General features: G+C 57.5%; 23 protein-coding genes. 11 read left to right on the forward strand and 12 right to left on the reverse strand.

The window, feature by feature from the left end; all coding sequences use genetic code 11:
• Positions 1 to 25 precede the first annotated feature (25 nt).
• From AO065_RS16970 to galE, 4 genes are all read right to left on the reverse strand, one after another.
• Positions 26 to 1195: a zinc-dependent alcohol dehydrogenase gene (locus AO065_RS16970; RefSeq protein ID WP_004882339.1), complete on the reverse strand. Its 1170-nt coding sequence runs from the start codon at positions 1193 to 1195 to the stop codon at positions 26 to 28.
• Positions 1195 to 2049, reverse strand: a complete 855-nt coding sequence (locus AO065_RS16975) for an SRPBCC family protein (protein ID WP_004882338.1) — start codon at positions 2047 to 2049, stop codon at positions 1195 to 1197. The genes AO065_RS16970 and AO065_RS16975 overlap by 1 nt, the downstream gene beginning before the upstream one ends.
• 95 nt (positions 2050 to 2144) lie before the next feature.
• The gene (locus AO065_RS16980; protein ID WP_004882337.1) at positions 2145 to 2660 is read right to left on the reverse strand and encodes a ferritin-like domain-containing protein; all 516 of its coding nucleotides are present in this window, start codon (positions 2658 to 2660) and stop codon (positions 2145 to 2147) included.
• A gap of 103 nt (positions 2661 to 2763) precedes the next feature.
• Complete coding sequence (galE, locus tag AO065_RS16985; RefSeq protein ID WP_004882336.1) at positions 2764 to 3792, reverse strand: UDP-glucose 4-epimerase GalE; 1029 nt, start codon at positions 3790 to 3792, stop codon at positions 2764 to 2766.
• A 411-nt stretch (positions 3793 to 4203) separates the two neighbouring features.
• Here galE and AO065_RS16990 point away from each other — a divergent pair, with 411 nt between their 5' ends.
• The 5 genes from AO065_RS16990 (at position 4204) to AO065_RS17010 (ending at position 11192) form a co-directional block, all read left to right on the forward strand.
• The gene (locus tag AO065_RS16990) at positions 4204 to 5361 is read left to right on the forward strand and encodes a glycosyltransferase family 1 protein (protein WP_004882335.1); all 1158 of its coding nucleotides are present in this window, start codon (positions 4204 to 4206) and stop codon (positions 5359 to 5361) included.
• On the forward strand, positions 5349 to 6545 hold the full coding sequence (glf, locus tag AO065_RS16995; RefSeq protein WP_004882334.1) for a UDP-galactopyranose mutase: 1197 nt from the start codon (positions 5349 to 5351) through the stop codon (positions 6543 to 6545). Before AO065_RS16990 ends, glf begins: the two co-directional genes overlap by 13 nt.
• 2 nt (positions 6546 to 6547) lie before the next feature.
• The gene (locus AO065_RS17000) at positions 6548 to 7693 is read left to right on the forward strand and encodes a family 1 glycosylhydrolase (protein WP_004882333.1); all 1146 of its coding nucleotides are present in this window, start codon (positions 6548 to 6550) and stop codon (positions 7691 to 7693) included.
• 3 nt (positions 7694 to 7696) lie between these two features.
• On the forward strand, positions 7697 to 9451 hold the full coding sequence (locus AO065_RS17005; RefSeq protein ID WP_004882332.1) for an ABC transporter ATP-binding protein: 1755 nt from the start codon (positions 7697 to 7699) through the stop codon (positions 9449 to 9451).
• Positions 9452 to 9584: 133 nt separating this feature from the next.
• The gene (locus AO065_RS17010) at positions 9585 to 11192 is read left to right on the forward strand and encodes a hybrid sensor histidine kinase/response regulator (protein WP_032650977.1); all 1608 of its coding nucleotides are present in this window, start codon (positions 9585 to 9587) and stop codon (positions 11190 to 11192) included.
• Between the two features lie 97 nt (positions 11193 to 11289).
• Here the strand turns inward: AO065_RS17010 and AO065_RS17015 are convergent, their stop codons facing one another.
• Complete coding sequence (locus AO065_RS17015; protein WP_004882330.1) at positions 11290 to 11895, reverse strand: TetR/AcrR family transcriptional regulator; 606 nt, start codon at positions 11893 to 11895, stop codon at positions 11290 to 11292.
• Between the two features lie 119 nt (positions 11896 to 12014).
• On the opposite strand from AO065_RS17015, the gene AO065_RS17020 reads away from it, so the two are divergent.
• From AO065_RS17020 to AO065_RS17030, 3 genes are all read left to right on the forward strand, one after another.
• Positions 12015 to 13199 (forward strand): efflux RND transporter periplasmic adaptor subunit, encoded by a 1185-nt coding sequence (locus tag AO065_RS17020; protein ID WP_004882329.1) that lies wholly within the window; start codon positions 12015 to 12017, stop codon positions 13197 to 13199.
• Positions 13200 to 13215: 16 nt separating this feature from the next.
• Positions 13216 to 16311, forward strand: a complete 3096-nt coding sequence (locus tag AO065_RS17025; protein ID WP_004882328.1) for an efflux RND transporter permease subunit — start codon at positions 13216 to 13218, stop codon at positions 16309 to 16311.
• 427 nt (positions 16312 to 16738) lie between these two features.
• Positions 16739 to 17758 carry a hypothetical protein gene (locus tag AO065_RS17030; RefSeq protein ID WP_004882327.1) on the forward strand — a complete coding sequence of 340 codons (1020 nt, stop codon included), beginning with the start codon at positions 16739 to 16741 and terminating at the stop codon, positions 17756 to 17758.
• 127 nt (positions 17759 to 17885) lie between these two features.
• Here AO065_RS17030 and AO065_RS17035 read toward each other — a convergent pair whose 3' ends face one another.
• Genes AO065_RS17035 through AO065_RS17045 form a run of 3 tightly spaced genes read right to left on the reverse strand, consistent with a single transcriptional unit; the run spans position 17886 to position 20967 of the window.
• Positions 17886 to 18803, reverse strand: a complete 918-nt coding sequence (locus tag AO065_RS17035; protein ID WP_004882326.1) for a sugar phosphate isomerase/epimerase family protein — start codon at positions 18801 to 18803, stop codon at positions 17886 to 17888.
• 60 nt (positions 18804 to 18863) lie between these two features.
• Positions 18864 to 20033: a Gfo/Idh/MocA family protein gene (locus tag AO065_RS17040; RefSeq protein WP_004882325.1), complete on the reverse strand. Its 1170-nt coding sequence runs from the start codon at positions 20031 to 20033 to the stop codon at positions 18864 to 18866.
• A 13-nt stretch (positions 20034 to 20046) separates the two neighbouring features.
• A complete protein-coding gene (locus tag AO065_RS17045; protein WP_004882324.1) occupies positions 20047 to 20967 on the reverse strand; it encodes a TIM barrel protein in 921 nt (306 codons plus the stop codon).
• A gap of 146 nt (positions 20968 to 21113) precedes the next feature.
• Between AO065_RS17045 and AO065_RS17050 the strand changes: the two genes are divergently transcribed.
• The gene (locus tag AO065_RS17050) at positions 21114 to 22163 is read left to right on the forward strand and encodes a LacI family DNA-binding transcriptional regulator (protein ID WP_004882323.1); all 1050 of its coding nucleotides are present in this window, start codon (positions 21114 to 21116) and stop codon (positions 22161 to 22163) included.
• 49 nt (positions 22164 to 22212) lie between these two features.
• On the opposite strand, the gene AO065_RS17055 is transcribed toward AO065_RS17050, so the two are convergent.
• Positions 22213 to 23082, reverse strand: coding sequence for an NmrA/HSCARG family protein (locus AO065_RS17055; RefSeq protein WP_004882322.1), 870 nt, complete (start codon positions 23080 to 23082; stop codon positions 22213 to 22215).
• 131 nt (positions 23083 to 23213) lie between these two features.
• Between AO065_RS17055 and AO065_RS17060 the strand changes: the two genes are divergently transcribed.
• Together AO065_RS17060 and AO065_RS17065 are read left to right on the forward strand one after the other, a co-directional pair.
• A complete protein-coding gene (locus AO065_RS17060; RefSeq protein WP_004882321.1) occupies positions 23214 to 24089 on the forward strand; it encodes a LysR family transcriptional regulator in 876 nt (291 codons plus the stop codon).
• A 224-nt stretch (positions 24090 to 24313) separates the two neighbouring features.
• Complete coding sequence (locus tag AO065_RS17065; protein WP_004882320.1) at positions 24314 to 24718, forward strand: DUF2251 domain-containing protein; 405 nt, start codon at positions 24314 to 24316, stop codon at positions 24716 to 24718.
• Between the two features lie 7 nt (positions 24719 to 24725).
• On the opposite strand, the gene AO065_RS17070 is transcribed toward AO065_RS17065, so the two are convergent.
• The 3 genes from AO065_RS17070 to AO065_RS17080 form a co-directional block, all read right to left on the reverse strand.
• Positions 24726 to 25031 (reverse strand): hypothetical protein, encoded by a 306-nt coding sequence (locus AO065_RS17070; RefSeq protein ID WP_004882319.1) that lies wholly within the window; start codon positions 25029 to 25031, stop codon positions 24726 to 24728.
• Between the two features lie 289 nt (positions 25032 to 25320).
• On the reverse strand, positions 25321 to 25905 hold the full coding sequence (locus AO065_RS17075) for a GNAT family N-acetyltransferase (protein WP_004882318.1): 585 nt from the start codon (positions 25903 to 25905) through the stop codon (positions 25321 to 25323).
• Positions 25906 to 25958: 53 nt separating this feature from the next.
• Positions 25959 to 26660: an HAD family hydrolase gene (locus AO065_RS17080; RefSeq protein ID WP_004882317.1), complete on the reverse strand. Its 702-nt coding sequence runs from the start codon at positions 26658 to 26660 to the stop codon at positions 25959 to 25961.
• Between the last annotated feature and the right edge of the window lie 111 nt (positions 26661 to 26771).

Raw genomic sequence — 26771 nt, forward strand, 5'->3', positions numbered from 1 at the left:
CCGTCGTGGTTGATGCAGCTGGCGGTCAGGGTTCGAAGACTGCCCGCAGGCAGTGGTCGGTCTTTTCCTTGAACATCGCGTAGCCCTTCGGCGAATCCTCCAGACTCATGCGATGAGTCAACAGGAACGAAGGATCCAGCTCGCCATTGCGGATATGGTTGAACAGGGTCGGGGCATAGCGCTGGCCCGGCTGTTGGCCGGAACGCAAGGTCAGTGCCTTGTTGACTATGGCACCCATTGGAAACTTGTCCAGCAGCCCACCATAAACGCCGACCACCGACACCGTGCCGCCCTTGCGACAGGCGCGTATGGCCTGGCGCAGCACGGTGCCGCGTTCCGTGTGCAGGCGCAGCATCTGCTTGGCCTTGTCGTAGGCATAATCGATTTCCGTGCCATGGGCTTCCATGCCAACGCAGTCGATACAGCGATCAGGGCCACGTCCCCCGGTCAACTCCAGCAGTGCTTCGTGCACATTGGTGGTTTCGTAGTTGATCACGGTTGCGCCGACCTTTTGTTGCGCCAGACGTAATCGGTCTGGATACCGGTCAATGGCGATCACCTGTTCGGCGCCCAGCAGAAACGCGCTGCGTATCGCCATCAGACCGACACCACCGCAGCCCCAGACCGCGACGATATCGCCGGGCTCGATGTCGGCGTTATCCGCTGCGAAGTAGCCCGTGGGTGCAGCATCGGAAACGAACAGCGCCTGATCGTCGTTCACCCCGTCCGGCACCGTGAAGAGGTTCACGTCGGCAAAAGGTACGCGAATGTAAGTGGCGTGGCTGCCTGCGTATCCACCGAAGGCATGGCTGTAGCCGATGATGCCGCAGCAGGGCTGGCCGTAAGCAATGTCAGTGGTCGAGGGGTTGGGGTTCGAGTTGTCGCAGCACGAGAAGTCACTGCGTTTGCAGGGCTCACACTGCCCGCAACCGATAATTGAAATGGTGATGACCCTGTCGCCTTTCTTGACGGTTTTCACCGCCGAGCCGGTCTCGACCACTTCACCGAGAAACTCGTGGCCGATGATATCGCCCGGTTTCATTGCCGGAACGTAACCGCCCAGCAGGTGCAGGTCCGAACCGCAGACCGAGGACAGCGTTACACGAATGATCGCGTCACGCGGGTTGAGGATCGCAGGATCGGGAACCGTATCGACTTGCAGTTTGTTGGGGGCTTGCCAGGTCAGCGCGCGCATCAGGCATTCCCCCTTTCCAGCAGCGGTTGCGGACGCGGCAGGGCCGCCACCTCGGGCTGTTCATGCGCAGGCTCGGGCGTGTCGATTGCCTGGCCGTGCAGGAACAGGAAGTCACACACTTCGCTGGCCCGCATCTGATTGGTGCTCACTTCGCCGGTCTCCAGATGCTGCTTGATATTGCTCAACAGATTGAGCAGCGCTTTGTCGCTGAACGTACTGATGGCCTTGGCCAGTGCATGACCCAGGCTTCCTGCGCCGGGCTCGCAGACGGCAACGACCTTCAGCTCGGTGCCGCGGTTGCCTGGTGCGGGTTTGAGGTACGCCGAGATGTCGTGCTGCCATTTGCCTTCGGGCCGGGTACGCCAGTGAAGGCTGTCTTCGATGTTCGAAGGCTGTCGTTGTACGGTCCAGCTCAGCGTGCGACCCAGCGGGCCGCGCACGGTCCATCGACTGGTATCTGCGTCAACGCCTTCGATACTGTCGACCCATGGAATCAGCGGACCAATGTTCTGCGGTTGCTCCAGAAAATCGCGTACTTCGCTGAGGGGCTTGCCGATGGTGACACTGCGGGAAACGGCTTCACTGGCTTTCCAGCCGTGAGCGTTCTGGAATTGATGTTCGAACGGGGTTGGGGCCAGACTGCGCTTTATCGCGCAACGCCCGGTGGCGCCGCGAAACACGCAGTAAGCGCCAGCGGCCGCTCCCAGCAAGCCGACGACACCGCCGCGGCGCAGGGCAGTGAACAGCAGCAGGCTGCCGGCAGTGATGGACAGGGCACGTTCGGTTGTTTTCAGCTCGGGGTGGTTGACGCGCCAGATGGTGGACCTGGCTGCAACCAGTGGTAGTTGATTCATGAGTCACTCCTCGTCGAATCAATTACAGCGGGATCGTCGAGCGGCAACTGCAGTGATACGCGCCCGACCACTGTCTGGTCTTTAGGGTATCGTTATCAGCGCTTTGCCTCGACGTTCGGCGATTCCGAGCGATTCAGGAACGCTCTGGTGATTTCAGGCAAGTGCTCGCGCAGCCAGTCCGCCATGGCGACTTCCTGCTTCAGGATCTGCTCGCAATCCTTGCGGATCTGAGGTTCGCCCGCCGCCTCTGCGGCCTCGATAAGTACGGTGTACGTAGCGATTTCAATGTTCTCGAACACATAACCGCTCATCGCGCCTTTAACGACTTCGTCAGACATCAACATGCCGCCCAGTCCCTGACCGACTGCCATCAGCTTTCCGCCAATGTCCTTTATTGTCGAAGGGCTGCTGTCCAGACGCGTGAGGCATGCCTCGACTTTCTCCTGCTGGCCCCGCGTTTCCTCGATGTGCTGTTCAATCCTTTTTTTGAGTACCGGGTAGTGCTCCAGTCTTTCCGCCTGGGCCGTCAGCATTTTTTCCGCCTGTTGCTCCATGGCGTGTGCATCGCGCAGCCAATCGATAAGGTTGTCCTGTTTTGTCGTCGTGCTCATGGTGCGTACCTCTTCTGAGTGAGTGGTAAAAAGTAGAAAAATGCTGCGTTGAACCGGTTCCGAGGTTTGTCCGGCAGGGTGACGAATGGCCCTGAAACAGGCATTAGCCCACCAATACCTCGAGTTCCAGGCCCTGCGGGTTCATGCATTGCCAGCGCCAGGCGTCGGTCAGCATGGCTTCAAGGTCATGTCGGGCCTGCCAGTTCAGCTCAAGCAGCGCCTTGCCCGGATCCGACCAGCACTCCGCCACGTCGCCTGAGCGGCGAGGCTCGAAGACGAGGGGCACCTTGACGCCTGAGATTCGCTCAAAGGTCTTCACCACTTCGAGCACCGAATACCCTCGACCGGTGCCCAGATTCCAGATGGACACGCCGCGCTGGGTGCCTATGCGGGCCAATGCTTGCAAATGGCCCTCGGCCAGATCCATCACATGCAGGTAATCCCGTATGCCGGTGCCATCAGGTGTCGGGTAGTCACTGCCGAATACATGCAGGGCAGGGCGCTGCCGATTGGCAACCTGCAGCAGGAATGGCAGCAGGTTATTGGGTGTGTTGCGTGGTGATTCACCCAGCATTCCGGATGGATGCGCGCCAATTGGATTGAAGTAGCGCAACAGGCCAATGGCCCAGCGCGGGTCCGAACTGGCGGCGCTCTTCATCACGTGTTCGGCCATGAGTTTGGAATGGCCGTAGGGATTGGTCGGCAAGCCCAGCGCGCAGGTTTCGTCCAGCGGCATGCGGTCGGCTTCGCCATAGACCGTGGCTGATGAGCTGAACAGCAGGTTGAAGACGCCGGCCTCGGCCATCGCCTGGCACAGATTGACGCTGCCACTGACATTGGTCTCGAAATAGCGCAGTGGCTCACGCACGCTTTCGCCCACGGCCTTGAGGCCCGCACAGTGCACGACCGCTTCTATGGGGTATTCGGCGAACAGGGCATGCAGAGTGGCCTTGCTGCGAACGTCTCCAGGAATGAAGTCGAAATGTCTTCCGGTGATGTTTGCCACTCGATCAAGCGTTTCTCGCGAGCTGTTGCACAGGTTGTCCAGCACCAGCACCTCATTGCCGTGCTCAAGCAGCGCCAGCACGATATGAGCGCCAATGTATCCCGCACCACCGGTCACTAGGATCATGGTTGTCCTTCCTTTGGTTTTCGCGGCCTCGGGGAGAGGCAGGCTGACGACTCCGTCCCTCATGGATCAGGGCATACGGAGTGTTTGCGAGCGAAAATCAGGACCCATCGACCCAACAGACCAGTGACGTACTGCAGGTACCAAAAAAGCATTCGCTTATGACTAGGGAAATTTCCCTGCGCGTGAGTTCAACGAACTTTTCCCAGTGGTGTGTGCACTTCATCGGGAGAACTGAACGGGCGGGCCGGAACACTCTCAATACCCTCAGTAAGGGCGGGCATCAGCAGAGCCTGTAAGGGGTTCAACGCTCATGGCCGCCTTGAGTTCATTAATGAATGCAGTCGAAGTTCAGCCCTCAGAGGCGCCCTTCAGATTCGTCCGGGCACTTTTTTTCATAAGAAGGGAAACTTCATGAACCGTGCAGAAGCGATTCATTCAGACCTGTCGACCGCATCGCAAGCCAAGCCAGACACACGCCCCGTTCTGCTCTGCCTCTCTCACCTGAGGTGGGGTTTTGTCTACCAGCGTCCTCAGCACATCATGTCTCGGATGGCCCGCGACTATGACGTGCTTTTTTTCGAGGAGCCGGTCTTCGCCGATTCCCCCGATAGCCGCCTGGAAGCCTTGCTGCAGCCTTCAGGTGTAATCGTGCTGGTGCCTCATCTGCCTCGTGATCTGCCGCCTGATCAAGTGGTTCTCGCGCAACGTCAGTTGCTGGACCACTGGCTTGAACAGCATCCATCAAACGAACTGCTCCTGTGGTACTTCACGCCCATGAGCCTGGCGTTCACCGATCATCTCTGGCCGCATGCGATCATTTACGACTGCATGGACGAACTGTCTGCATTCAAGGGCGCGCCGCCTGAACTGATCGACATGGAACAGGATTTGCTGGAGCGTGCGGATGTGGTGTTCACGGGTGGCCACAGCCTCTGGGAGGCCAAGAAGGAACGGCACAGCAACGTCCATTCCATGCCCAGCAGCGTGGACATCGAGCACTTTGCGACGGCCAGACGGGGGTTGAGTGATCCGCCTGATCAACAGGACATTCCAGGTCCGCGCCTGGGGTTCTTCGGCGTCATCGACGAGCGATTCGACATCGAGCTGATTCGTCAGGTAGCCAGCGCCCGGCCTCACTGGCAAATCGTGTTGATTGGCCCTGTGGTCAAGATTGATCCGGACAGTTTGCCGCAGTCGTCGAACATTCATTATCTGGGCGGCAAATCCTATGACGACCTGCCAGCTTACCTGTCCGGCTGGGACGTGGCGTTGATGCCCTTTGCGATCAACGAGTCCACGCGCTTCATCAGCCCGACCAAAACTCCGGAATACCTGGCGGGCGGCTGCCCGGTGGTGTCGACACCGATCACCGATGTGGTCAGTACCTACGGAGACAGTGGTGTGGTGACCATCGCTGCTGACGCTGCGCAGTTTTGCGATGCCATTGAGCGTGCGCTAGGGAGGGGCAAGTCCAGCGAATTCTACGAGCTTGCTGACGCCGTGCTTGCGGACAAGTCCTGGGACAAGACCTGTGCAGCCATGAAGGAGCAGATCCAATGCCTGGAATAACGCTCGAGTCAGCCATCAACGCTTCACAGCCCTACGATTTTCTGATTGTCGGTGCCGGTTTTGCCGGCAGCGTGCTGGCTGAAAGACTGGCCGCAGGGCTCGGCAAACGCGTGCTGTTGATTGATCGTCGTTCCCATATTGCAGGCAACGCCTACGACCATCTCGACAGCGCGGGCGTGCTGGTGCATCGCTACGGGCCGCACATCTTTCATACCAACGCCGAACGCATTGTCCACTACCTGTCGCAGTTCACCGAATGGCACAGCTACGAGCACCGGGTTCTGGCGCGGGTCGACGGCAAACTGGTGCCGATTCCCATCAACCTGGATACGTTGAATACGCTGTATGGCCTGCAGATGGACGAGCAGCAGGCCGAGGTGTTCCTGGCCGAACGTGCAGAGCCTGTGGAGATGATCAGGACTTCCGAGGATGTGGTGATCAATCAGATCGGACGAGAGCTGTACGAGAAGTTTTTCAGAGGTTACACGCGCAAACAGTGGGGCCTGGACCCCTCGCAACTGGACAAGTCGGTGACGTCCAGGGTGCCGACCCGCACCACGACCGACAGCCGCTATTTCGGCGACAGCTTTCAGAAGATGCCACTGCACGGCTACACGAAAATGTTCGAGCGTATGCTGGATCACGAACGGATTGACATTGTGCTGGGCGTGGATTTTGCCAAGGTGCGTGAGACGTTGTCCTACCGGCATCTGGTGTATTGCGGCCCGATTGATGAGTATTTCGGCCATTGCTACGGACGGCTGCCCTATCGCTCATTGCGCTTCGAACACAAAACGGTTGATCAGACTCAATTCCAGCCTGTCGCGGTGGTCAATTACCCGGATGAAGAAGTCCCGTACACCCGTATCACTGAGTACAAGCACCTGACAGGGCAGCAGCATCCGAAAACCAGCGTGACCTATGAATTTCCAACTGCCGAGGGCGATCCGTACTACCCGATACCCCGCCAGGAGAACAACGAGCTGTACAAGCGCTACAAGGCCCTGGCCGACCAGTCCGACGATGTCACCTTTCTCGGGCGCTTGGGCACGTACAAGTACTACAACATGGATCAGGTGGTAGGTCAGGCGCTGGCCTTGTATCAGCGTCTTGCCGAAGTACATGCACCTGCTGCATCAGAGCTGAAACCGCCGGTGTTCAACGAACAGCCAGCGGGGAATTGAGCATGCCAGGTCTGTTCAAGAGTTTTTTCGTAGGCGGATTCGAGTGTTCGACTCACCGGCGACGCGATGGCAAACGCCTGGACCTGCTGCATTCCACAGGCCACGCCCGCTGGCCAGCCGAGGACTTCGCGGCAATGGCGAACTGCGCCATGCGCACGGTGCGCAGCGGGCTGCGCTGGCACCTGATCGAAACGCGCCCCGGTGTCTATGACTGGAGCAGTTTCCTGCCCATGCTGCGGGCGGCTCGTGCTCAAGGCACCCAAGTGATCTGGGACCTTTGCCATTACGGTTACCCGGATGATATGGACATCTGGCGTCCACAGTTCGTGGAGCGTTTCGCGCGCTTTGCGGCTGCTGCGGCGCAGGTGATCAAGGATGAGGGCGAAGTTGTGCCGTTCTATTCGCCGATCAACGAGATTTCGTTCTGGAGCTGGGCGGGAGGCGATGTCGGCTATTTCAATCCCGGCGTGGAACGCCGTGGCATGGAGCTCAAACATCAGTTGATCAGGGCCAGTATCGCTGCGATCGAGGCGGTGCGTGAAGTCGAGCCACGGGCGCGTTTCGTGCAGGCTGACCCGTTGATTCATGTCATACCCTCAAGCCGGCGCAACGATGACATCGAGGCCGCCGAAAACTACCGCCAGGCCCAGTTCGAGGCTTTGGACCTGTTGAGTGGACGCCAATGGCCTGGATTGGGAGGGCGCCCTGAGTACCTGGACGTGCTGGGTGCCAATTTCTATCCGCATAACCAGTGGATATTCAACGGTCGCCGCGTGATGCGCGGCGAACCGGAGTACCGGCCGTTCAGCGGCATGCTTCGTGAGCTGCACGCACGCTACGGCAGGCCCATTCTGGTGTCGGAAACAGGTGCCGAGGACGAGCAGCGTGTGCCCTGGTTTCGTTATGTGACCGATCAGGTCAGTAAAGCCTTGCAGGCAGGTGTCCCGGTTGAGGGTATCTGCTGGTATCCGATCCTGGATTACCCCGGCTGGGATGACGGACGGTATTGCCCGGCGGGTCTGCTGGGCTACGCCGATGGTCAGGGTCAACGTGCTGCGTTTCATCCGCTGCAACTGGCGATTCGTGAAGCGGATGAGGCGTTCGAAGCCCTGCATTCATCGGCGCTGAACGCTGAAAGAGGCCCATGAAGTATGCGAGCGAGCACTGCGACACCGCTGCCGGAACGTGCCGTCCCTTTTTTGATTCGCTACGTGTCTTTGCGGCCCTGGCATTTCGGCGCCATGTTCTTTCTGATCGTAGGCGCGGCCAGTTGCGCGGTGGCTGTGCAGTACGGCATGAAGATGCTGGTCGATGTCATGACCCTGGGCGACCGCAGAAGCGAGCACGTCTGGTTTCCGTTTTTCCTGTTCCTCGGGCTGATTGTGGTCGAAAACCTGTTCTGGCGGCTGGGTGGCTGGCTGGGTTGTCGCACCGTAGTAGCCAGTTGCGCCGACCTGCGGGTGGACCTGTTCAATCACCTTACCGGTCACCCGATGCGCTACTTCGCCCAGCACTTTTCGGGATCACTGGCCAATCGCATCTCATCGGCCGGCGCTGCGGCCGGCTCGATCTACGGTGGCCTGGCCTGGAAGATCATTCCACCCTGCGTCGACTTTCTGGGGGCCGTAGTGGTGCTGTACACGGTCAAGGTGGCGATGGCGAACGTGCTGATTCTGTGTGTGCTGCTGGTCGCTGTGTTGATCACCGTGGTTGGTGTGCGCGGTCGCTCGAAACACATCGACTTTGCCGCGCATTCGGCCAGAGTGGGTGGCGAGATGGTGGATCTGGTCTCCAACATCTGGACCATCAAGGCGTTCTCTGCCCGCGAGCGCGAACGCCAGCGGCTGGAAGCCTCGATCGGCGTTGAAGCACGCGCGCAGCGGCGCAGCTGGATCTACCTGGAAAAGGCCCGGGTGCTGCACGACATCTGTCTGTCAGTCATGGCAGGCGGAATGCTGGGGTGGGCCATTCTGTTGTGGCGCGCCGATGCCGTGACCGCCGGTGACGTGGTGCTGGTCAGCGCGTTGACCTTCCGTATCCTGCACGGTTCTCGAGACCTGGCACTGGCGCTGGTCGACACCTCGCAGCAACTGGGTGTTATCGCCGATACGCTGCGCATCATTATCCAGCCCTATACGTTGAGCGATGCCAAGGCCGAGTTGAAACCGAGTCGAGGGGCGATCCGGGTTATTGATGTGGCTTACCACTATCCGGAAGGACGTCGAATATTCGAGCACTTGAATCTGGATATACCCGCCGGACAGCGTGTGGGTATCGTCGGCTCCTCGGGCGCTGGAAAGTCCACCTTATTGAGCCTGTTACAACGTCTTGACGATGTCAGCAGTGGCGTGATTCTGATTGATGATCGCGATATCAGAGCCGTCAGCCAGGACAGTCTCAGGAAACAGATTGCCGTCGTTCCGCAGGAACCCACGCTGTTCAACCGCAGCATTTACGAAAACATCGCCTACGGGTTACCCGATGCGCGTTACGAAGACGTTATTCAAGCTTCTAGACAGGCTTACTGCGACGAGTTCATTCGCGCGCTACCTGAAGGTTATGACACGTTAGTGGGTGAGCGGGGCGTGAAACTGTCAGGCGGTCAGCGACAGCGACTGGGATTGGCCCGGGTCTTTCTCAAGAATGCGCCGATCCTGATTCTTGACGAAGCGACTTCCGCCCTGGACTCGCATTCCGAAGCGGTGATTCAGGCAGCGCTCGCCAAGCTGATGCACGGCAGAACCGTGCTGGTGGTGGCGCACAGGCTGTCTACGGTGGCCAATTTCGACCGGGTCATTGTCCTGCACGACGGGCAGATCATTGAAGATGGACCGCCTATGCAACTGCGCAGACAAGGCGGTGTCTATGAGTCGCTTTGGGACGCTCAGACACTCGTCGGCGAATGAATCAGTTTCTCCCGGCCCATCCATATGCATATAATTCTATTTTTTTATTGCTGCATAGAACCCTTTCGAGGGTATTGAAGTCGTAAGCGGTGAGTGCGTGCAGTCACGCTGATATTATTCTGGGAGTTGTGGCGTGTCGGAAAACAAGACCCGTGTTGACAATACGGCGAGTGGTGACATCTCCCATAAGGGAAAGGATATCTTTTTCGCAGCGGTAGAAACGACACGCATGCCGATGATCGTGACTGACCCCAACAGTGAAGATAACCCGATCATCTTTGCCAACAAGGCGTTTCTGGAAATGACCGGATACGCCTCCGAAGAAATCATTGGTTCCAACTGCCGGTTCCTGCAAGGTCCGGAAACCGACCGGGCAGTGGTGCAGACCATTCGCGATGCGATTCATGAGCGCAACGATATCTCCACTGAGATCCTCAACTATCGCAAGGACGGTTCGTCGTTCTGGAACGCTTTGTTCATCTCTCCGGTGTACAACGACGCGGGCGATCTGATCTATTTCTTTGCGTCACAGCTGGACATCAGTCGTCGCCGCGATGCCGAGGAAGCGCTTCGTCAGGCGCAGAAAATGGAAGCGCTCGGTCAACTGACTGGCGGCATCGCCCATGACTTCAACAATCTGCTGCAGGTCATGGGCGGATACATCGATCTGATTGGCACGGCGGCTGAAAAGCCGAGCATCGACATTCCGCGCGTTCAGCGCAGCGTGCACCACGCCAAATCTGCTGTGGAAAGAGCGAGCACGCTCACCAAGCAATTACTGGCGTTCGCCCGGAAACAGAAACTGCACGGCCGGGTGCTCAATCTCAATGGTTTGATATCCAGTACTGAACCGCTGATCGAACGCACCTTCGGTTCGGAAGTGACCATCGAGACCGACCTTGATCCCGCACTGAAGAACTGCCGGATCGACCCGACTCAGGCAGAAGTCGCGCTGCTGAATATCTTCATCAATTCCAGAGATGCGTTGATTGGCAGGCCAAACCCCAAGGTCTTCATCGAGACGCGTAACCTGGTGGTCGATGAACTGGCCAACATGTCTTATGACGGCCTTTTGCCGGGACGCTACGTCAGCATCGCTGTGACGGATAACGGCATCGGCATGCCGTCGAGTATTCGGGACCGGGTGATGGACCCGTTCTTTACCACCAAGGAGGAGGGCAAGGGTTCGGGTCTGGGCCTGTCCATGGTGTACGGCTTCGCCAAACAGTCGGGCGGTGCAGCACGTATTTACACCGAGGAAGGCGTGGGCACCACCTTGCGCCTTTACTTCCCGGTTGACGAAGCGACCATTGCCAGTGAGTCGCCTCAGGCGCTTGAGCAGCGGCAGCGACTGGGCAGCAGTGAGCGAATTCTGATCGTGGAAGACCGACCGGATGTTGCCGAACTGGCCAAGATGGTGCTGGATGATTATGGCTACGCTTCAGATATCGTGCTCAACGCACGGGAAGCCTTGAAGAAATTCGAGTCCGGCAGCACGTACGATCTGCTGTTCACCGACCTGATCATGCCGGGCGGTATGAATGGGGTCATGCTCGCTCGTGAGGTCAAGCGTCGTTATCCCAAGATCAAAGTGCTGCTCACCACCGGCTACGCCGAGAGCTCGATAGAGCGCACCGATATCGGCGGCTCTGAGTTTGATGTGGTGTCCAAGCCCTGCATGCCTCACGATCTGGCCAGAAAAGTCAGGCAGGTGCTGGACGGGCCGAATGGTATTGCCTGACCGATGAGTGTCCAGTGACTTGAGAAGCCTGATTTCGATCAGGCTTCTCTTTGTCCGGGTCATTGCGCTGAAGCCTCTCGGTGTTCAGGCACGTTTATCAGACGCTGTAACCTCGCACGAAGGTTTCGACCGCTCGCTCTACCGCGCTTTCGATTTCATCGGCGGTCAATGCCTCACGAATGCCCATCAGCCGCGGGAACACGGTTTCCGAGTCAAACAGGGCAATAAGGTGGCGAGTGGCAATGTCTGGATCCGCACGGCGCATGCTGCCCGCATCCATGCGCACGCTGAAGAAATCGGCCAGCAGTTTGAATGCGATCCTGGGCCCTGCCTCGTGAAACAGCATGCCAATGTCGCTGCGCCCCGACTCGCTGATTACCGTGCGCAACGTCTTGATCATGGCCTCGCTGGCCACGACGGACAGCGTTGCTTTTCCAAAGGCGGTGAGCACTGTCGACAGGTCTTTGTCCTCGGTAGCAAGCAGCTTCTCCAGGCTGGGCAGCAACTGGCTTTTTGCGGCCTTGCTGCTGACGGCTACGAATAGCGCTTCCTTGGAATTGTAGTATCGGTAAAGCGTGGATTTGGAGCCACCCACCCGAGCCGCTATCGCAGCCATCGAAGCGGCTTCGAATCCATCTTCCTGAAACACCTGCGCCGCAGCGTCAATAATCGCGTCCCGCTTGGCATCTGTAAGCACTCGCACAATCAATTCTCCTATTACGATACCGGACTGTATCATTATCACTTGACGGAACACGACCGCCAAAATATAACAGTACCGATTGGTATCGTTATGTCGAGTCGTTGTCCGGAGCTTCCCCTATGTGTTCTGTCTTTCTCTGTCGCCGTCATGTCATGACCGCTTTTCTGTCGATCAGTATTCTGACGGGATGCGGCAAGCCGCCGGGCGGACCTCCACCGTCCCCCGGCACACCTGAAGTGGGTGTGCTTTCGGTGCAGGCGCAAAGAGTGGTTTTCAGCACGGAGCTTCCGGGGCGCACCGCACCGTTCATGATTGCCGAGATACGGCCTCAGGTCAGCGGGATCGTTCAGAAGCGCAGCTTCACTGAGGGCAGCACGGTCAAGGCGGGGCAAGTGCTCTACCTGATCGACCCTGCCACCTACCGCGCTACGTACAACAGTGACCTGGCGGCGCTGGCCAAGGCGGAAGCATCATTGACATCGGTTCGTCTCAAGAACGAGCGCTACAAAGAGCTGGCCGCCCTTGATGCGGTCAGTCGGCAGGACTACGACGATGCCGTGTCTTCATTGGGTGAGAGCCGGGCGGATGTTGCCTCGGCCAAAGCCAATGTCGAAAGCAGCCGCATCAATCTGGCGTATACCCAGGTCAACGCTCCGATTACAGGTCGAATCGGTAAATCCGGTATCACCCCGGGCGCACTGGTCACTGCGAACCAGACCTCGACCATGGCGACCATTCAGCAACTTGACCCGATATACGTCGATGTCACGCAGCCGAGTGCGGCGTTGCTGCGCCTGAAAAAATCGCTGAGCAACGGCGAAATCCAGAAAAGTGGCGCCACTGCCGCCAAAGTGAGGTTGAAGCTTGAGGACGGCAGTCTCTATCCGCTGGAGGGCACCCTTGAGTTCTCCGACGTGACAGTGGATCAGGACACGGGCGCGATTACCCTGCGTGCCGTGTTCCCCAACCCGAATGCCGATCTGCTGCCTGGCATGTATGTGCGTGCGGTGCTTGAGGAAGGCTTCAAGGAACAGGGGTTACTGGTTCCGCAGCAGGCGGTTTCCCGAGACAGCACGGGTAAACCCATGGCGTACGTGGTGGGTAAGGACAACACGCTGGAGCGCCGTGAGCTGACGACTGACCGTGCGATCGGTGATCAATGGCTGATCAGCAGCGGGTTGAATGTCGGTGACCAGCTGGTTGTCGACGGTCAGCAGCGCGCCTCGGCCGGTGTGAAGGTCAAGACCGTGCCATGGAAGCCGCAATCTGTAGCGGCGGTTGCCACGCCGTCCGACCTTCAATAAATTCCGGGTAGATAACATGTCGCGCTTTTTCATAGATCGCCCCATTTTCGCCTGGGTTCTGGCCATCATCGTCATGCTCGCAGGCATCATGGCGATTCTGACGCTGCCCATTGCCCAGTACCCGACGATTGCGCCTCCCGCGATTGCGATCACTGCCAACTATCCGGGCGCGTCGGCCAAGACGCTTGAGGACACCGTCACTCAGGTGATCGAGCAGAAGATGAAGGGCCTGGATCGGCTCAGTTATATCGCTTCGACCAGTGAGTCCAGTGGTTCGGTGACCATTACGCTGACCTTCGAAAACGGTACGGATGCCGATACCGCGCAGGTGCAGGTGCAGAACAAGCTCACTCTGGCGACGCCGCTGCTGCCCTCCGAGGTTCAACAGCAGGGCGTGCAGGTCGTCAAATCATCGACCAACTTCCTCAATATTCTGGCGTTCACCTCCGAAGACGGGCGAATGAACGGCGCGGATCTCTCGGATTACGTCTCCGCAAATATCCAGGAGGCGATTGGCAGGGTCGACGGCGTCGGAGATACAACGCTGTTTGGCGCGCAGTATGCGATGCGCATCTGGATCGATCCCGACAAGCTGGCCAGTTACAAGATGACGCCCATAGACGTCAGGAACGCCATTCAGGCGCAGAACGTTCAGGTGTCGTCGGGACAATTGGGTGCGTTGCCTGCGGCGGGCAACCAGCAACTCAATGCAACCATCACCTCTCAGACGCGCTTACAAACCGCCGAGCAGTTCGAAGACATCCTGTTGCGCACCGAAACAGACGGTTCCCAGGTCCGGCTGCGTGACGTTGCCAAGGTCGAACTCGGCAGCGAAAGCTACAGCAATACCAGTCGATTCAATGGCAAACCGGCGGCAGGTCTGGCGATCAAGCTTGCCACGGGCGCCAATGCGCTGGACACCGTCAAGGCCATTGACGCGCGAATCGAGGAACTGAAGCCTTACTGGCCGGAAGGTGTGCGGGTTCAAAAGCCTTACGACATTACACCGTTCGTGCGTATTTCCATCGAAGAGGTGGTGCGCACGCTGGTAGAAGCCGTCGTGCTGGTTTTCCTGGTGATGTACCTGTTTCTGCAGAATTTTCGGGCCACGCTGATACCGACCATTGCGGTGCCTGTCGTGCTGCTTGGTACGTTCGGTGTGTTGGCGGTATTTGGCTACAGCATCAATACCCTGACAATGTTTGCGATGGTTCTGGCTATCGGTCTGCTGGTGGATGACGCCATCGTCGTGGTGGAAAACGTTGAACGAGTGATGAGTGAAGAGGGGCTTGAGCCAAAGGCGGCTGCTCGACAATCCATGGAACAGATCAGTGGCGCACTGGTGGGTATCGCTCTTGTTCTGGCCGCAGTGTTCATCCCGATGGCGTTCTTCAGCGGCTCGTCAGGCGTTATTTACCGGCAGTTCTCGATCACCATAGTGTCGGCCATGACGCTCTCGGTGCTGGTTGCGATGATCCTGACGCCTGCGCTCTGCGCCACATTGCTCAAGCCGCTCGGCGTCAATCACGGACAGGAACGTCGCGGGTTCTTCGGCTGGTTCAACAGGGTCTTTGATCGCGGTAGCAACCGGTATCAGGGGGTCGTCGGCCACATGCTTGTCCGACCCTGGCGTTACATGATCGGCTATGGGGTTATCGTCGTGCTGGTTATGCTCGGTTTCAGCAAACTGCCGGTCGGCTTTCTGCCCGACGAAGATCAGGGGACCCTGTTTGCGCTGATCCAGCTTCCGCCAGGTGCTACGGAAAAACGAACCGACGAAGTGCTTCGTCAGGTCGAGCAGCATTTTATGGTGGACGAGAAAGATGCGGTTTCGGGTGTTTTCACTGTGTCCGGTTTCAGCTTTGCGGGCAGCGGCCAGAACATCGGCTTGGCATTCGTCAAGCTGCGACCCTGGAACGAGCGAAGTGATGAATCCCTCACGGTTACCCAGGTAACTGCGCGTGCCTGGCAGGCTTTTTCTGGAATCAGGGACGCTCTGATCGTGCCCTTCGCGCCGCCTGCGGTGTCGGAGCTGGGCAATGCCACCGGATTCGACCTGATGCTTCAGGATCGCGGCAATCTGGGGCATGACGCGTTGATGAAAGCGCGCAATCAGTTGCTGGAAAAGCTGAGCAAGGATCCACGCCTGGTCGCGGTGCGTGCCAATGGCCAGGAGAATGCACCGGAGTTTCGTCTGCAGATTGACGCACACAAGGCCGGAACGCTCGGGCTGTCGATGTCGGATATCAACGATACGTTTTCCATGGCCTGGGGGAGCAATTACGTAAACGATTTTCTCGATCAGGGAAGGGTCAAGAAGGTGATGCTTCAGGCAGAAGCGCCGTTTCGTATGCTGCCTCAGGACATTGGCCGTTGGTACGTACGAAACAGCGCCGGAACCATGGTGTCTTTTGCGGCATTTGCCAAGGCTGAGTGGACTTCCGGTTCACCACGGCTTGAACGTTACAACGGCGTGTCGTCCATCGAGATCCTTGGCATGGCCTTGCCTGGTCAGGCGTCAAGCGGAGAGGCGCTGGCTATCGTTGAAGCGGCGGTCGCCGAACTGCCGCCGGGCTTCGGCTTTGAGTGGACAGGGCTGTCGCGCCAGGAGAAAGCCTCAACCGGACAGACGACGCTGCTGTACTCGCTCTCGATCCTGTTCGTGTTCCTGTGTCTGGCGGCTCTTTATGAGAGCTGGAGCGTGCCGTTATCGGTGATCATGGTCATCCCGCTCGGCGTCTTCGGTGTGCTGCTGGGCGCAGTTCTCACCTGGAAGATGAACGATGTGTACTTTCAGGTAGGACTGCTGACCACCATCGGGCTCGCGGCCAAGAACGCGATTCTCATTGTGGAATTTGCCAAGGACCTCCATGACCGCGGCACAGGAATCATCGAGGCAACATTACAGGCAACCCGAATGCGCTTGCGCCCGATTTTGATGACATCCTTTGCGTTCATTCTTGGCGTATTGCCGCTGGTGCTGAGCAGCGGTGCCGGCGCGGGTGCGCAGAACGCGCTTGGCGTCGCTGTAACCGGTGGCATGCTGTCGGGGACGATTCTGGCTCTGTTTTTCGTTCCGCTGTTTTTCATACTGGTCTATAGAAAACGTTGATCAATTATCGTCCGCTGCGGCTTGTAACAGCGCAGCGGTCGCCTGTGTTCGTGGAAAGATTCATTTTCATGTGAGACTGTTCAATGAAAACGCTGCTGCCTTATCGCTCTGGTTCCGTTAACGGCGCTACTTATATCAAATGCAGTGTTTGGCAGACTCGATAGTCAACAGCGCAATAGTAAACAACAGACAACTGATGACATCGCGCATAACTGTATTGATTTATTATCGGATCTGCATGAAAAACGAGCGAGTTGGAACATGGGTGAGCCGTTCCGTTCCGTTGGGTTTTGAATAATATTCATAGAGTATTTGCTCTTCAAAAAAAGTTGTCGAAATCATTAAACTTATTCAAAGGGCCTTGGGTCATTGGAGTGTACGCCAAATAACTTAGCGTGTTCTGCCACTGACTCGAAGGATTACCACTATGATTCGCGATGACCGTATCGCCCCAGGCGCACCTGTCTATCAGGACACCCACGCCATGGCACCTTTGCTCAAACGTATTTCCTGGAGCGCGATTCTGGCCGGTGTGGTACTGGCCATGGTTGTTTCCTTATTGCTGAATCTACTGGGTACTGCCATTGGCACCGCCAGCATTGATCCCATGCAGGAAGCCAATCCGATGTCCGGTATCGGTACTGGCGCCGGCATATGGGTCGTTGTCAGTTCGGTCATCTCGCTGTTTGTCGGTGGCTGGGCAGCGGGTCGTCTGGCTCAGCGCGAAGGCGCGTTCCATGGCCTGCTGGTATGGGCGAGCGTATCGCTGATTACTGTCTATCTGGTCACCAGCGCTGTAACAGGCGTGGTACGTGGCGGTCTGAATCTGGCAGGCAGCGGCATGTCGGCACTGGGCAGCGGTATCGCTCAGGTTGCTCCGGCCGTGGGCAGCAAGATTCAGGACCAACTGCGTGAGCAGGGCATCGAATTCAACCTGGACGATATTCAGGGTGAAATCGAAACCGCCATGCGTCAGACCGGCAAGGCCGAACTGAACCCCGATGCCATCAAGCAGGAAGCTCAGGCGACCCAACAGGATGCGCAGAACACTGCAGAGCGCAGCGCGCAGAATCCACAGCAGGCTGACGAGCAGTTGGGCGGCCTGATGGATCGCATCAAGGCCAAGGGCGACCAGGCGTGGGACGCCGCTGACCGTCAGGCACTGGTCAATCTGATCAAGGCGCGTGGCAACAAGACTGATGCAGAGGCCAACCAGATCGTTGATCAGGCTCAGGCCAGCTATCGTCAGGCTTATGCCAAGTATCAGGAACTGAAAGCTCAGGCCGAACAGAAAGCACGTGAAGCGGCTGAAGTGACTGCCAAGCGCGTATCGCAAGGCGCATGGATTCTGCTGATCACCCTGGTGATCTCGGGTCTGGTCGCGGCCGGTGCAGGTGTACTGGGTCGTCGTACTCAGCCACCGGCCAAGGTTGTCGCTGCGGTCTGATACACGTGTTGAGTTGAGCGAATAAAGAAGGGGACGATAATCGTCCCCTTTTTTATCGCTTTTATAAGCCTGACTGTTCAACTGAGTCAGGACGGCTTTACAGGTTGCGCGTCTAATACTGTCAGCTTCAATTGACAGATTTGTCTGGCCAATACTTGTTCACGTAACTCTGAATCTCTTGCCTCATGAAAGTCCCTGACTGATCGGCGCGTTCTTCCCAGCCGAATACGCACGCTGTGACAATCCCGTCGAAACCGACTTTGGCCAGCGAAGAGAAGAAGACGTCCCAGTCGATCTCGCCCTGATACATGTCCATATGTTGATGCACTGTCACTTTGGCGCCGGGGGGATTAACGATATAGCGCAGCCCTGAAGACGCTTTGTGATTCCATGTGTCGGCAACATGCACATGCGCAATCATCGGGCCGGCTTCGGCAATCATCTTCGCCATGTCATCGCCAAAGAAGAAAGTATGCGGCGCGCAGTACAGAAACCTGACGTTACTGGAACCGATGTTCTTCAGCATGTCGAGCGCAGGTTGCAATGTTTCGCACCAGTCTTCGGGGTGCGGCTCAATGTTCAGGTTGACTCCCTGTCTTTCAAGTTCAGGCACCAGTTCCTCCATGGATCGCCACCACGCGGCTTCGCTGGATTCGTGGCTATGACTGCCGCCGCAGCAGTTGCTTTTATGCCCTCGCTCGGGTGAAGGGCCGCGACCGAACTCGGAGTTCATGGTGTCGCAATCCAGCTCCACGGCAACCTGAATGGCCTGCTTCCAGTAGTCGACTGCCGTTGTTCGTTCATCTTCGTGAGGGCTGGCCCAGCGGTACATGGGCAGCAGCGAAGCAACCTTCAGGTCATGGTCTTTCAGGGCCTTCTTGAACTCGGCAATGCGCTCCTTGTGCGCACGGGGTCTGACCCACCAGGGCAGAAAGTCCTCGCGAGGCGACAGTTCCAGGTATTCGTATCCCATCTCAGCAGCCTTGCGACATACCTCGGTCAGGCTGAGGTGGCGGTGCATGTAGGGATCCAGGGCTATTTTCATTGTCATTCTCCAGTGGATGAACCTTAAGCAAAATCTGTCCGGCCTTGCGGGATCTGGAACTCAGTAATCAATCCATATCCCACCCTGAACGGCCGACTCCACGCAGCGTTGCACCCAGCGCACGCCTTCGACACCTGCGTCGATGTCGGGATAGCGCAATGACTGCAGCGTCGCCGCATCGCCACGTGTGGTGGCGTTCATGGCCAGAGCAAAGCGGTAGTAAAGGTTGGACCAGGCTTCGAACAGGCCTTCCGGATGCCCGCCACCAATACGGTCGTCGAGCAGGGCGTCCGGATGCAGATACCCCATGCCGCGTTCCAGTATCTGGGCGGGCTGGCCTTGCACTTCGAAGCTGAGCTGGTTGGGACGCTCATCCCACCACTCGAGGCTGGCCCTTGAGCCGATCACCCGAACCTTCTGGCCGTGCATCGACCCGGCGTTGACGGCACTGGACCAGACCCAGCCCATGGCACCGCCTTCGTACTCCATCAGTGTGTAGGCATTGTCTTCGAGCGGTGCCCGGCTTTTCACGAAGCTCTGTCGGTTGCATTGCAGCCGTTTGATTTTCAGCTCAGGCAACATGACTTCGGCGATGTACAACGGATGGGTGCCCACATCGCCCAATACATAGCTTGGCCCCGCAGTGCGTGGATCCACGCGCCACTGAGTGGCCTGGTTTTGCGTTTCGACCGGAGCGCTGTGAAAGCCATGGGCGAACTGCATGTGCACCATGCGAATCTCGCCAAGCTCGCTTGCCGCAATCATCTGTCTGGCCTGCTCGATCAATTGGTGGCCCGCGTAGCCATAAGTCACGCCGACGATGCGCTGGTTGGCTCGGGATATTTCCCTGAGGGTCTCGGCTTCTTCGAGCGTGAAACACAGCGGTTTCTCACACACCACATGCAAACCGGCTTCAAGTGCTGCTTTGGTGATGCTGAAGTGAGTGCCGTTGGGTGTGGCGACGGAGATGGCTTCGATACCGTCCGGACGCCGGCCTTCCTGTTCAATAAGCTGCAGGTAGTCTGGGTAACAGCGTTCGGGGTCGACACCCAATTGTTCGCCAAAAGCACGGCCGCGCTCAGGGTCGATATCGAACGCGCCTGCAATTAACGCGAAGTTCTGGTCACGCAGTGCTGCCGAGCGGTGGATGTAGCCGATCTGGCTGTTCGCGCCGCCACCCACCATCGCCCATCGAACAGGGCGGGAAATACGCTTGCTACCGTTGATCATGGTCTTTTCCTTGTCAGAAACCGCAGCGGGTCAGGTAGGTACGGCTCTCGGTAACGTCTGCCAGGCTGCCGCCGACATGGCGCGGGTCGCGTTCCTGCTCGACCGTGATATAGCCCTGGTAATCCAGTTCGCGAATGAGCGTGCGTAACGTGGGGTAGTCAATGATTCCGCGCCCGAGCGGGCACATCACGCCTTTGGCACAAGCGGCGAAGAAAGTGATGCGTTCGCCGAGTACCTGATCGAACACCAGCGGATCGATGTCCTTGAAGTGCAGGTAATCGAGGCGTGACGCGTACTGGCGCAAGGTCGCTGCCGGGTCCATGCCTGCGTAGTAAAGATGTCCGGTGTCCAGGCACAGCCCGGCAACGTCCGGGTGAATGTCCTGCACCAGTTGCGCCAGCTCGTCGGCGAACTCGATGTAGCCTCCGGCGTGGGGATGAATCACGGCCCGCACGCCGTAGCGATGCGCGACGTCTGCGATTTTGCGGATGTGCGCCATCATGTCGGACCATTCGGCAGTATTCAGACGAGGCGCCTTATCAGAATGCCCGGCTGCGTAATCACGCACCTCATGTCCCCAGTCGATGATGACCAGATAGGGGGCGGGATGGTGTGGCTCCAGCTGTTGCCCGGCAGGCCGCAACGCCTTGAGCAGCGCACAGATATCGTGGGCCTGTTTCAGCAGCGATGGCAGGTTTTTCGGATCTACCAGATTGTCGAAGATCGTGCCCGCAATCAGGTGCAGACCGTTTTCAGCCAGCGCACCGCCAAGCTCGTCGACATTCAGTGGAAGGTAGCCATAAGGGCCCAGTTCGATGCCCCGATAACCAGCCTGCGCTGCTTCGCTGAGCACCTGACGCCACGGCGGCAGATAGGGATTGTTGACGTCGTCTACGCCCCAGCAGCAGGGGGCAGTGGATAAATGGATGGCCATTGGCTCACTCCGGCTGTTGTTATTGTTGTATCAGGGGAGGGGTGATTGGTTGCATCAGGATGCTAGGTCGGTCTGCGCGGCACTGCTATAGTCCTGCCTGTAAAACTGTCAAAACCTCTCATGGATCGGTCAGAGACTTTCATTTCATGTCAGAGCACGATTCCGACTCACGCCGGCCCACGATGGCTGATGTCGCCCAGGAAGCCGGGGTCAGCCTGTCAACGGTTGATCGAGTACTCAACCTGCGCGCCACAGTCCGGGTCGATACGGCGCAGCGCATTTCTGCTGCCGCGCAGCGTCTCGGTTTTCACGCTCGTAACGTCATCGAGCAGCGGCTGCAGCACAGCCGACCCACCGTGAAGTTGGGGTTTCTGTTGCAGAAGAGCGGGGTGGCGTTCTATCAGGGGCTGGCACAGGCCCTGGCAGATGCGGCAGCCGTTAGCCCCCATGCTCGGGTCCGGGTGATGATTGGCTATCTGGATGACCTGAACCCGCGCGTGGTCGCCCAGCGCATTCTGGCGCTGGGCAAAGACGTCGACGCCTTGGGCGTCGTGGCCGCTGACCACAAAGAGGTGCAGGACGCCGTCTGCGAACTTCGCCTCAGCGGGACTCCTGTGGTGGCCATGATTTCGGAGCTGGGAAGCCATGCCGGCGCAGGTTTCGTCGGAGTGGACAGCCGCCGCATGGGGCGCGTTGCCGGCTGGTTCGTCGATCGACTGGCAGAACGTCCCGGTCCTGTCGCCGTGATGGTCGGCAGTCAACGGTTCCAGTGCCAGGAGCTGTGTGAACTGAGTTTTCAGAGCTACATGGCTGAATCTTCCGGCGACTGGGAGTTACTGGCTTCGCGCCTGACACTTGAGGATGAGGAGTTCGCACGCGGCAACACGCTGGATCTGCTCACCGCATGCCCGGATCTGGCTGGTCTTTATGTGGCGGGAGGCGGTATAGAAGGGGTGGTCAGTGCACTGGAGGAGATGCGCAGTCGCCGGGCACGCTTGCCGACTGTGGTATGTCACGATTTGACGGACCTTACCCGCAGCGCTCTGCAAAGCGGACTGGTGCAGGCCGTGCTGTCCCATCCCGTGGAAACGCTCGCCAGGCGCTCCATGGAAATGTTGATCGATGCTGTCGTTGGCACAGATAAGCCCGGCCGGGTCTCGTTGTCGTTACAGACGGACGTCATTGAAAGCGTTTGAACGCAGGGAAGGGGGCAGGCACCGTTTGCCCCCTTTTTATCTGTCGGGATCAGATGCTGTCCGTGGCCTCACGAACGAAATCTTCGTAAGTACGCAGCGGACGCCCGATGATGGTTTGCAAACGATCAACCGTTCCGTCGGCCGCCTGCATGCCGAACTTCTGGATACCCGACATCATCAGGCGAAGGTCGTAAGCCAGCCAGGCAGGGATGTACGAAGCCATCTGCGCTTCAAAGGCTGCGACATCGTCACCCCCATAAGCCACCTCACGACCCAGCGCGGCACTCCAGATTTTTGCCACTGATGGACCCGTGAGGACCTGCGGGCCGACCAGCTCCAACGTCAGGCGCTCCAGCGCAACGGGTGCCCGATCACGTCGCAGCAATTCCGCGACTGCAATATCGGCGATGTCGCGTGCGTCGATCATCGAAACGCCTGCATCACCTATCGGCATCGGATACACCGAATAGCCCTGAATCGTTTGCTGAACCATGCCTTCGTTCTGCATGAAGTAAGCCGGACGCAGAACGGTGGCGGGAATGTCGAGGCTCTCGATCATGCGCTCGACCGAATGCTTGCCGGTGAAGTGCGGCACGTTGGTAAACCTGTCCGCGTGAATGACCGACAGGTAAACGATGCGTTCAATGCCGGCCTCTTGCGCGAGATTGAGCGTGATGAGCGCTTGCGTGACCTCATCCGGCGTAACGGCATTGAGCAGAAACAGGGTTCGCACCGACGTTAACGCGGCGCGCATCGAAGGCACATCGGTCAAGTCCGCGACGACCTCGGTGACGCCAGCCGGGAAGCTTGCCTTGCCAGGCTGACGGACGAGCGCTTTGACTTCAGCGTCTGCCGCAGCCAGACGTTGGACGATGAGTGAGCCGACAGTGCCTGTGGCTCCGATGACAAGAATGCTCATGGTGAATCTCCTGCAATGAATACGTGATGAAGTCAGCGAGCAATCTCGCTGCGTTGCGATCAAGGTATCTCGTTGCAGGAATAAAACGCAGACGCCAATATGTAGATACACCGTCTCAAAAGTGGAACGCCATGAACCTCAACGCCTTGATTGATTTCACACTCGTTGCTGCCAATGGAGGGCTTGGAAAAGCCAGTCGCGCAAGCGGTCGATCAAAGGCCACGTTATCGCGCCGAATCGCCGAGCTTGAAGAGCAACTAGGCGTCAGACTGATCGAGCGCAGTGCCCGAGGACTAAGGCTGACCGAGGCCGGGCAGATGCTGTTGGACAGAGCGGAAGGACCGTTGGGCGAGGTGACGGAAGCCATGACAGCGGCGAAGGAGGGCGTGTCGATACCCCGCGGGCGATTACGCATCGCGGCCCCGATCCTGTTCTCGCAACTCGCGATGGGACGCATAGGTGCCGATTTTTGTGCCGCCTATCCCGAGATTGAGCTTGAAGTGGTCGCCGAGGATCGCGTGGTCGATCCTGTCGAAGAGCAGTTCGACGCGTGCATTCGGGTAAACCCACGTCCGGACAGCAATCTGGTAGGGCGGTGCTTTGCCAAAGACCGGTTGATCGTTGTCGCTGCGCCTGAAATACCAAAGCCGACATCTGATGCAATCAACCCGGTATCCGCAATCGTGGCCTTTAATTTTCAGCCAACCATCTGGGCTGTGGACGGCGGGGCGCTGAAACTGGAACCTGTCCCAAGACTCAAGTTCTCTTCGTTTCTCATGATCCGCGACGCAGCCATAGCCGGTGGCGGTGTGGCTCTGATCCCGCAATCCATCGTGTGGAATAACCTGGCCAAAGGAGAGCTGGTTCAATGGGGCGTAGTGTCGGACGTGGAGGCTGAGCTTTGGATATTGCATACATCAAGACGACTGGCCGCTCCCAAGGTCCGCGCATTCGTCGACTTCATGTGCGCCAGATATCCGGATGTTTCGTTGGTATTGGAGGGTTAGGGCTGATCGACTCTGAGCTCCGCATTACATAACTAAACTAAATGACTCTTTAGTTGAGTTATCAGATATCTGCATATTATAGATTTGGAAGGATAGCGTGAAACAGCCCGTTTCTGAAGGGCTGATCGGCGCATGGAGCTTAGGAGCATTGAGGTTGATCTGCATGCAAAGGCAGAATATCGAAGTCACTATCAAGTAAGTCCAAACACCTGAGGATTACATAGATGCCTGTTTATCTGGCTGCTGAGCACGAATTGAATGTTGGACAGGCCTTGGTGATCGAAGCCCCAGCGCAGGAAGGCACCTTCGTCATGGTATTCGAAGATGACGGGGACACCGGCTATTGCTATGCACTCGACACCGGCTCACAGGACAATCCCATCCAGGACGCACTGCACATTTATAACGTGGCAGACGTTACTGACGGAGCAAAGCCCTCGAATATCAAGATTGGCTGGTCTCTGGATCACGGCAAAGCAGTCCTGCTGATCAACGATTATCCCCATGCAATCGTCGATTTCCAGGCGAAACAAGGCTATTGCCGCACCGGATTCCCGCCACCAGCGGATAACGGTTGGTCAGTTGCTGGACATGAATGGGACGACGCCGCGCTGCAGCTGTTTGCGTGATTACGGGTTAAAGACCCTTCATGCATGCGCGCACATTCTCATCGATCAGGTTGTCAGGCTTCATGCATTCGCGCAGGGTTTTTCTGTCTGCGGTTTTATCGAGGTCGCTGGAGTTCGTGAGCGCCGGATTATTTCCGTTGCGGCACTGAGGTGACTTTCTTGCGTAAGCCATTCCGGCAGTGACTTCACAGGCGAATGCATGGCTGAGGGCTTGGATGTGCTTGCTGAGTGGCGTGGCCTCGAAGGCATTCGGACTGGCTGACCAGGCAGGCAGACCGATGCAGGCGAGAACGAACGTCAGAGTGCGGTTCATGATTCATCCTTGAAATGGTGCGGGTTAAGAGCGTGCGGGATTGTCGAGGGATTTGTCGCTGATGTCGATTGGGGGGCATTTGATGATTTCGGTGGGTGTGGCTTTTGAAATGGCGTGTACCGGTGCCGTTATGGATAATGCCTAGGACCGCATAATGTATATTATGTTAAATTATATCTATTTGTGACTGGCTTGCCATTATTGTCCTCCTTGCCATTCTGACAAGCTGCTATCTGCCGTTGATACGATTCGATGGTTGGACCAACGCAGTTCGTTTGTACCTGAACGTCTAGGTGCGATCCCTCTCGACCAAGTCCAGATATTGAGAAACGGTTGCTCCGGATAGCGCTTTAATCATTGTGCTAATCGTATTTTTCTTCAGCCCCATCGTCACTCCTTCACGCTCGCACACTGTGGCGAATCCTTGGGTTTCCCAGAAACGTTTGGCCCTTGGATTATCTGTGACCACTCCGATGCGAAGCCAGCGTGCTCCGCGAGTCACTGCCCAGTGCTCGGTTGCAGCATAGATTAATTGGGCATCACCTTTTCCATGGCGGCTGCCCTTCAGAATCAGAAGTCCGATATGCCAAACCCCTTCAATAAACAAATCCTGAATGACGTGCTCCACGGCGATCAAACCAACGCCTTGTTCACGAAAACCGATAAACCACTGCCTAGTACAAGCCATTCCCTCCGGCAGTTTTAGCTCCAGCTCGTTCACAGCTTCATCAGTCCGTGCAGGTTCTCCGTGGCAGATCAAAAAGTATTCAGAGTTATGGTCAAAGAAACTTTGCAACTCGGCAGCATTTTCTGAGTGCAATTCATCAACGTGAATGGCCGGGTTCCGGACCATGGGTAACGGTGAGGTTTGCATTTATTTTTCCCGTCAGCGGATAAGGCGGCGCATTCTTCAATGTGCCGCGCGTTCTACTCTGTTATTTCATTTAGCAACCCGACCACCTCATGCAGTGAGGAAATCGAGACTGGTGCGCCGCCCATCTCCTGCGGCCATTCATGAAATCCCCGTAACCACACTGCGCGCATTCCTGCTGAGCAAGCGCCCAGGTAGTCGTTAACAGGATGATCGCCCACAAACCAGCATTCTTCGGGCCTTACTTGCAAATGCTCTGCCGCTGCCAGAAAAATCGCGGATGCCGGCTTGGTGGTCCCAACCTTTTCAGAGCTAAAAATCGCATCGATATGCGAAGCAAATGGCAAGCAGGCAACAGTACTCTGGCGGGAGGACTCCGCGCCGTTGGAGACAATGGCAATCCTGATGTCTCGACGTGATAGCTCCTCAACCAAAAGCTCGCTGCCTGACATCGCCACTGCTGAACGTGGAAAGTGAATCTGCCAGTGATCGCTTAAAGTCTGCGGTGTCTGCGCCACGCTCCACGCCAGCTCATGAGCCAAAACGTGCCCAACTGCCTGGCGGATAGAGGAAAATGCCGAACCCGCTTTTAAATAGCCTTCATTATCTACTTGGCTGATCAACCGGACGATAGCCTGACTGTCAGCGTGGACGACGAGGCCAAAGTCTTTCAAAAAGCACTTCACATACCGTTCAATACTGAGCGCCCGGTTAGTCAGAGTGTTATCAAGATCGAATAAAACCGCTTTAGGAAGCATTTGCTCTCCACTATGGCTCAAGTCGCAATTCCCTCTGTCGCAAGCGCAAAACACTCGTACAACTCAGCCGATCGGAACGCGTCGGACTATAGAAGTCTGACGCCCGCCAGG

It is taken from the genome of Pseudomonas viridiflava, assembly GCF_001642795.1.
In the GTDB taxonomy this organism is placed as follows: domain Bacteria; phylum Pseudomonadota; class Gammaproteobacteria; order Pseudomonadales; family Pseudomonadaceae; genus Aquipseudomonas; species Aquipseudomonas viridiflava.

Excerpts from the sequence above, each read along its gene's own strand:
- AO065_RS16970 (WP_004882339.1), bottom strand. The coding sequence starts at position 1,195 with ATGCGCGCGCTGACCTGGCAAGCCCCCAACAAACTGCAAGTCGATACG.
- AO065_RS16975 (WP_004882338.1), bottom strand. The coding sequence starts at position 2,049 with ATGAATCAACTACCACTGGTTGCAGCCAGGTCCACCATCTGGCGCGTC.
- AO065_RS16980 (WP_004882337.1), bottom strand. The coding sequence starts at position 2,660 with ATGAGCACGACGACAAAACAGGACAACCTTATCGATTGGCTGCGCGAT.
- galE (WP_004882336.1), bottom strand. The coding sequence starts at position 3,792 with ATGATCCTAGTGACCGGTGGTGCGGGATACATTGGCGCTCATATCGTG.
- AO065_RS16990 (WP_004882335.1), top strand. The coding sequence starts at position 4,204 with ATGAACCGTGCAGAAGCGATTCATTCAGACCTGTCGACCGCATCGCAA.
- glf (WP_004882334.1), top strand. The coding sequence starts at position 5,349 with ATGCCTGGAATAACGCTCGAGTCAGCCATCAACGCTTCACAGCCCTAC.
- AO065_RS17000 (WP_004882333.1), top strand. The coding sequence starts at position 6,548 with ATGCCAGGTCTGTTCAAGAGTTTTTTCGTAGGCGGATTCGAGTGTTCG.
- AO065_RS17005 (WP_004882332.1), top strand. The coding sequence starts at position 7,697 with ATGCGAGCGAGCACTGCGACACCGCTGCCGGAACGTGCCGTCCCTTTT.
- AO065_RS17020 (WP_004882329.1), top strand. The coding sequence starts at position 12,015 with ATGTGTTCTGTCTTTCTCTGTCGCCGTCATGTCATGACCGCTTTTCTG.
- AO065_RS17025 (WP_004882328.1), top strand. The coding sequence starts at position 13,216 with ATGTCGCGCTTTTTCATAGATCGCCCCATTTTCGCCTGGGTTCTGGCC.
- AO065_RS17030 (WP_004882327.1), top strand. The coding sequence starts at position 16,739 with ATGATTCGCGATGACCGTATCGCCCCAGGCGCACCTGTCTATCAGGAC.
- AO065_RS17035 (WP_004882326.1), bottom strand. The coding sequence starts at position 18,803 with ATGAAAATAGCCCTGGATCCCTACATGCACCGCCACCTCAGCCTGACC.
- AO065_RS17040 (WP_004882325.1), bottom strand. The coding sequence starts at position 20,033 with ATGATCAACGGTAGCAAGCGTATTTCCCGCCCTGTTCGATGGGCGATG.
- AO065_RS17045 (WP_004882324.1), bottom strand. The coding sequence starts at position 20,967 with ATGGCCATCCATTTATCCACTGCCCCCTGCTGCTGGGGCGTAGACGAC.
- AO065_RS17050 (WP_004882323.1), top strand. The coding sequence starts at position 21,114 with ATGTCAGAGCACGATTCCGACTCACGCCGGCCCACGATGGCTGATGTC.
- AO065_RS17055 (WP_004882322.1), bottom strand. The coding sequence starts at position 23,082 with ATGAGCATTCTTGTCATCGGAGCCACAGGCACTGTCGGCTCACTCATC.
- AO065_RS17060 (WP_004882321.1), top strand. The coding sequence starts at position 23,214 with ATGAACCTCAACGCCTTGATTGATTTCACACTCGTTGCTGCCAATGGA.
- AO065_RS17065 (WP_004882320.1), top strand. The coding sequence starts at position 24,314 with ATGCCTGTTTATCTGGCTGCTGAGCACGAATTGAATGTTGGACAGGCC.
- AO065_RS17070 (WP_004882319.1), bottom strand. The coding sequence starts at position 25,031 with ATGAACCGCACTCTGACGTTCGTTCTCGCCTGCATCGGTCTGCCTGCC.
- AO065_RS17075 (WP_004882318.1), bottom strand. The coding sequence starts at position 25,905 with ATGCAAACCTCACCGTTACCCATGGTCCGGAACCCGGCCATTCACGTT.
- AO065_RS17080 (WP_004882317.1), bottom strand. The coding sequence starts at position 26,660 with ATGCTTCCTAAAGCGGTTTTATTCGATCTTGATAACACTCTGACTAAC.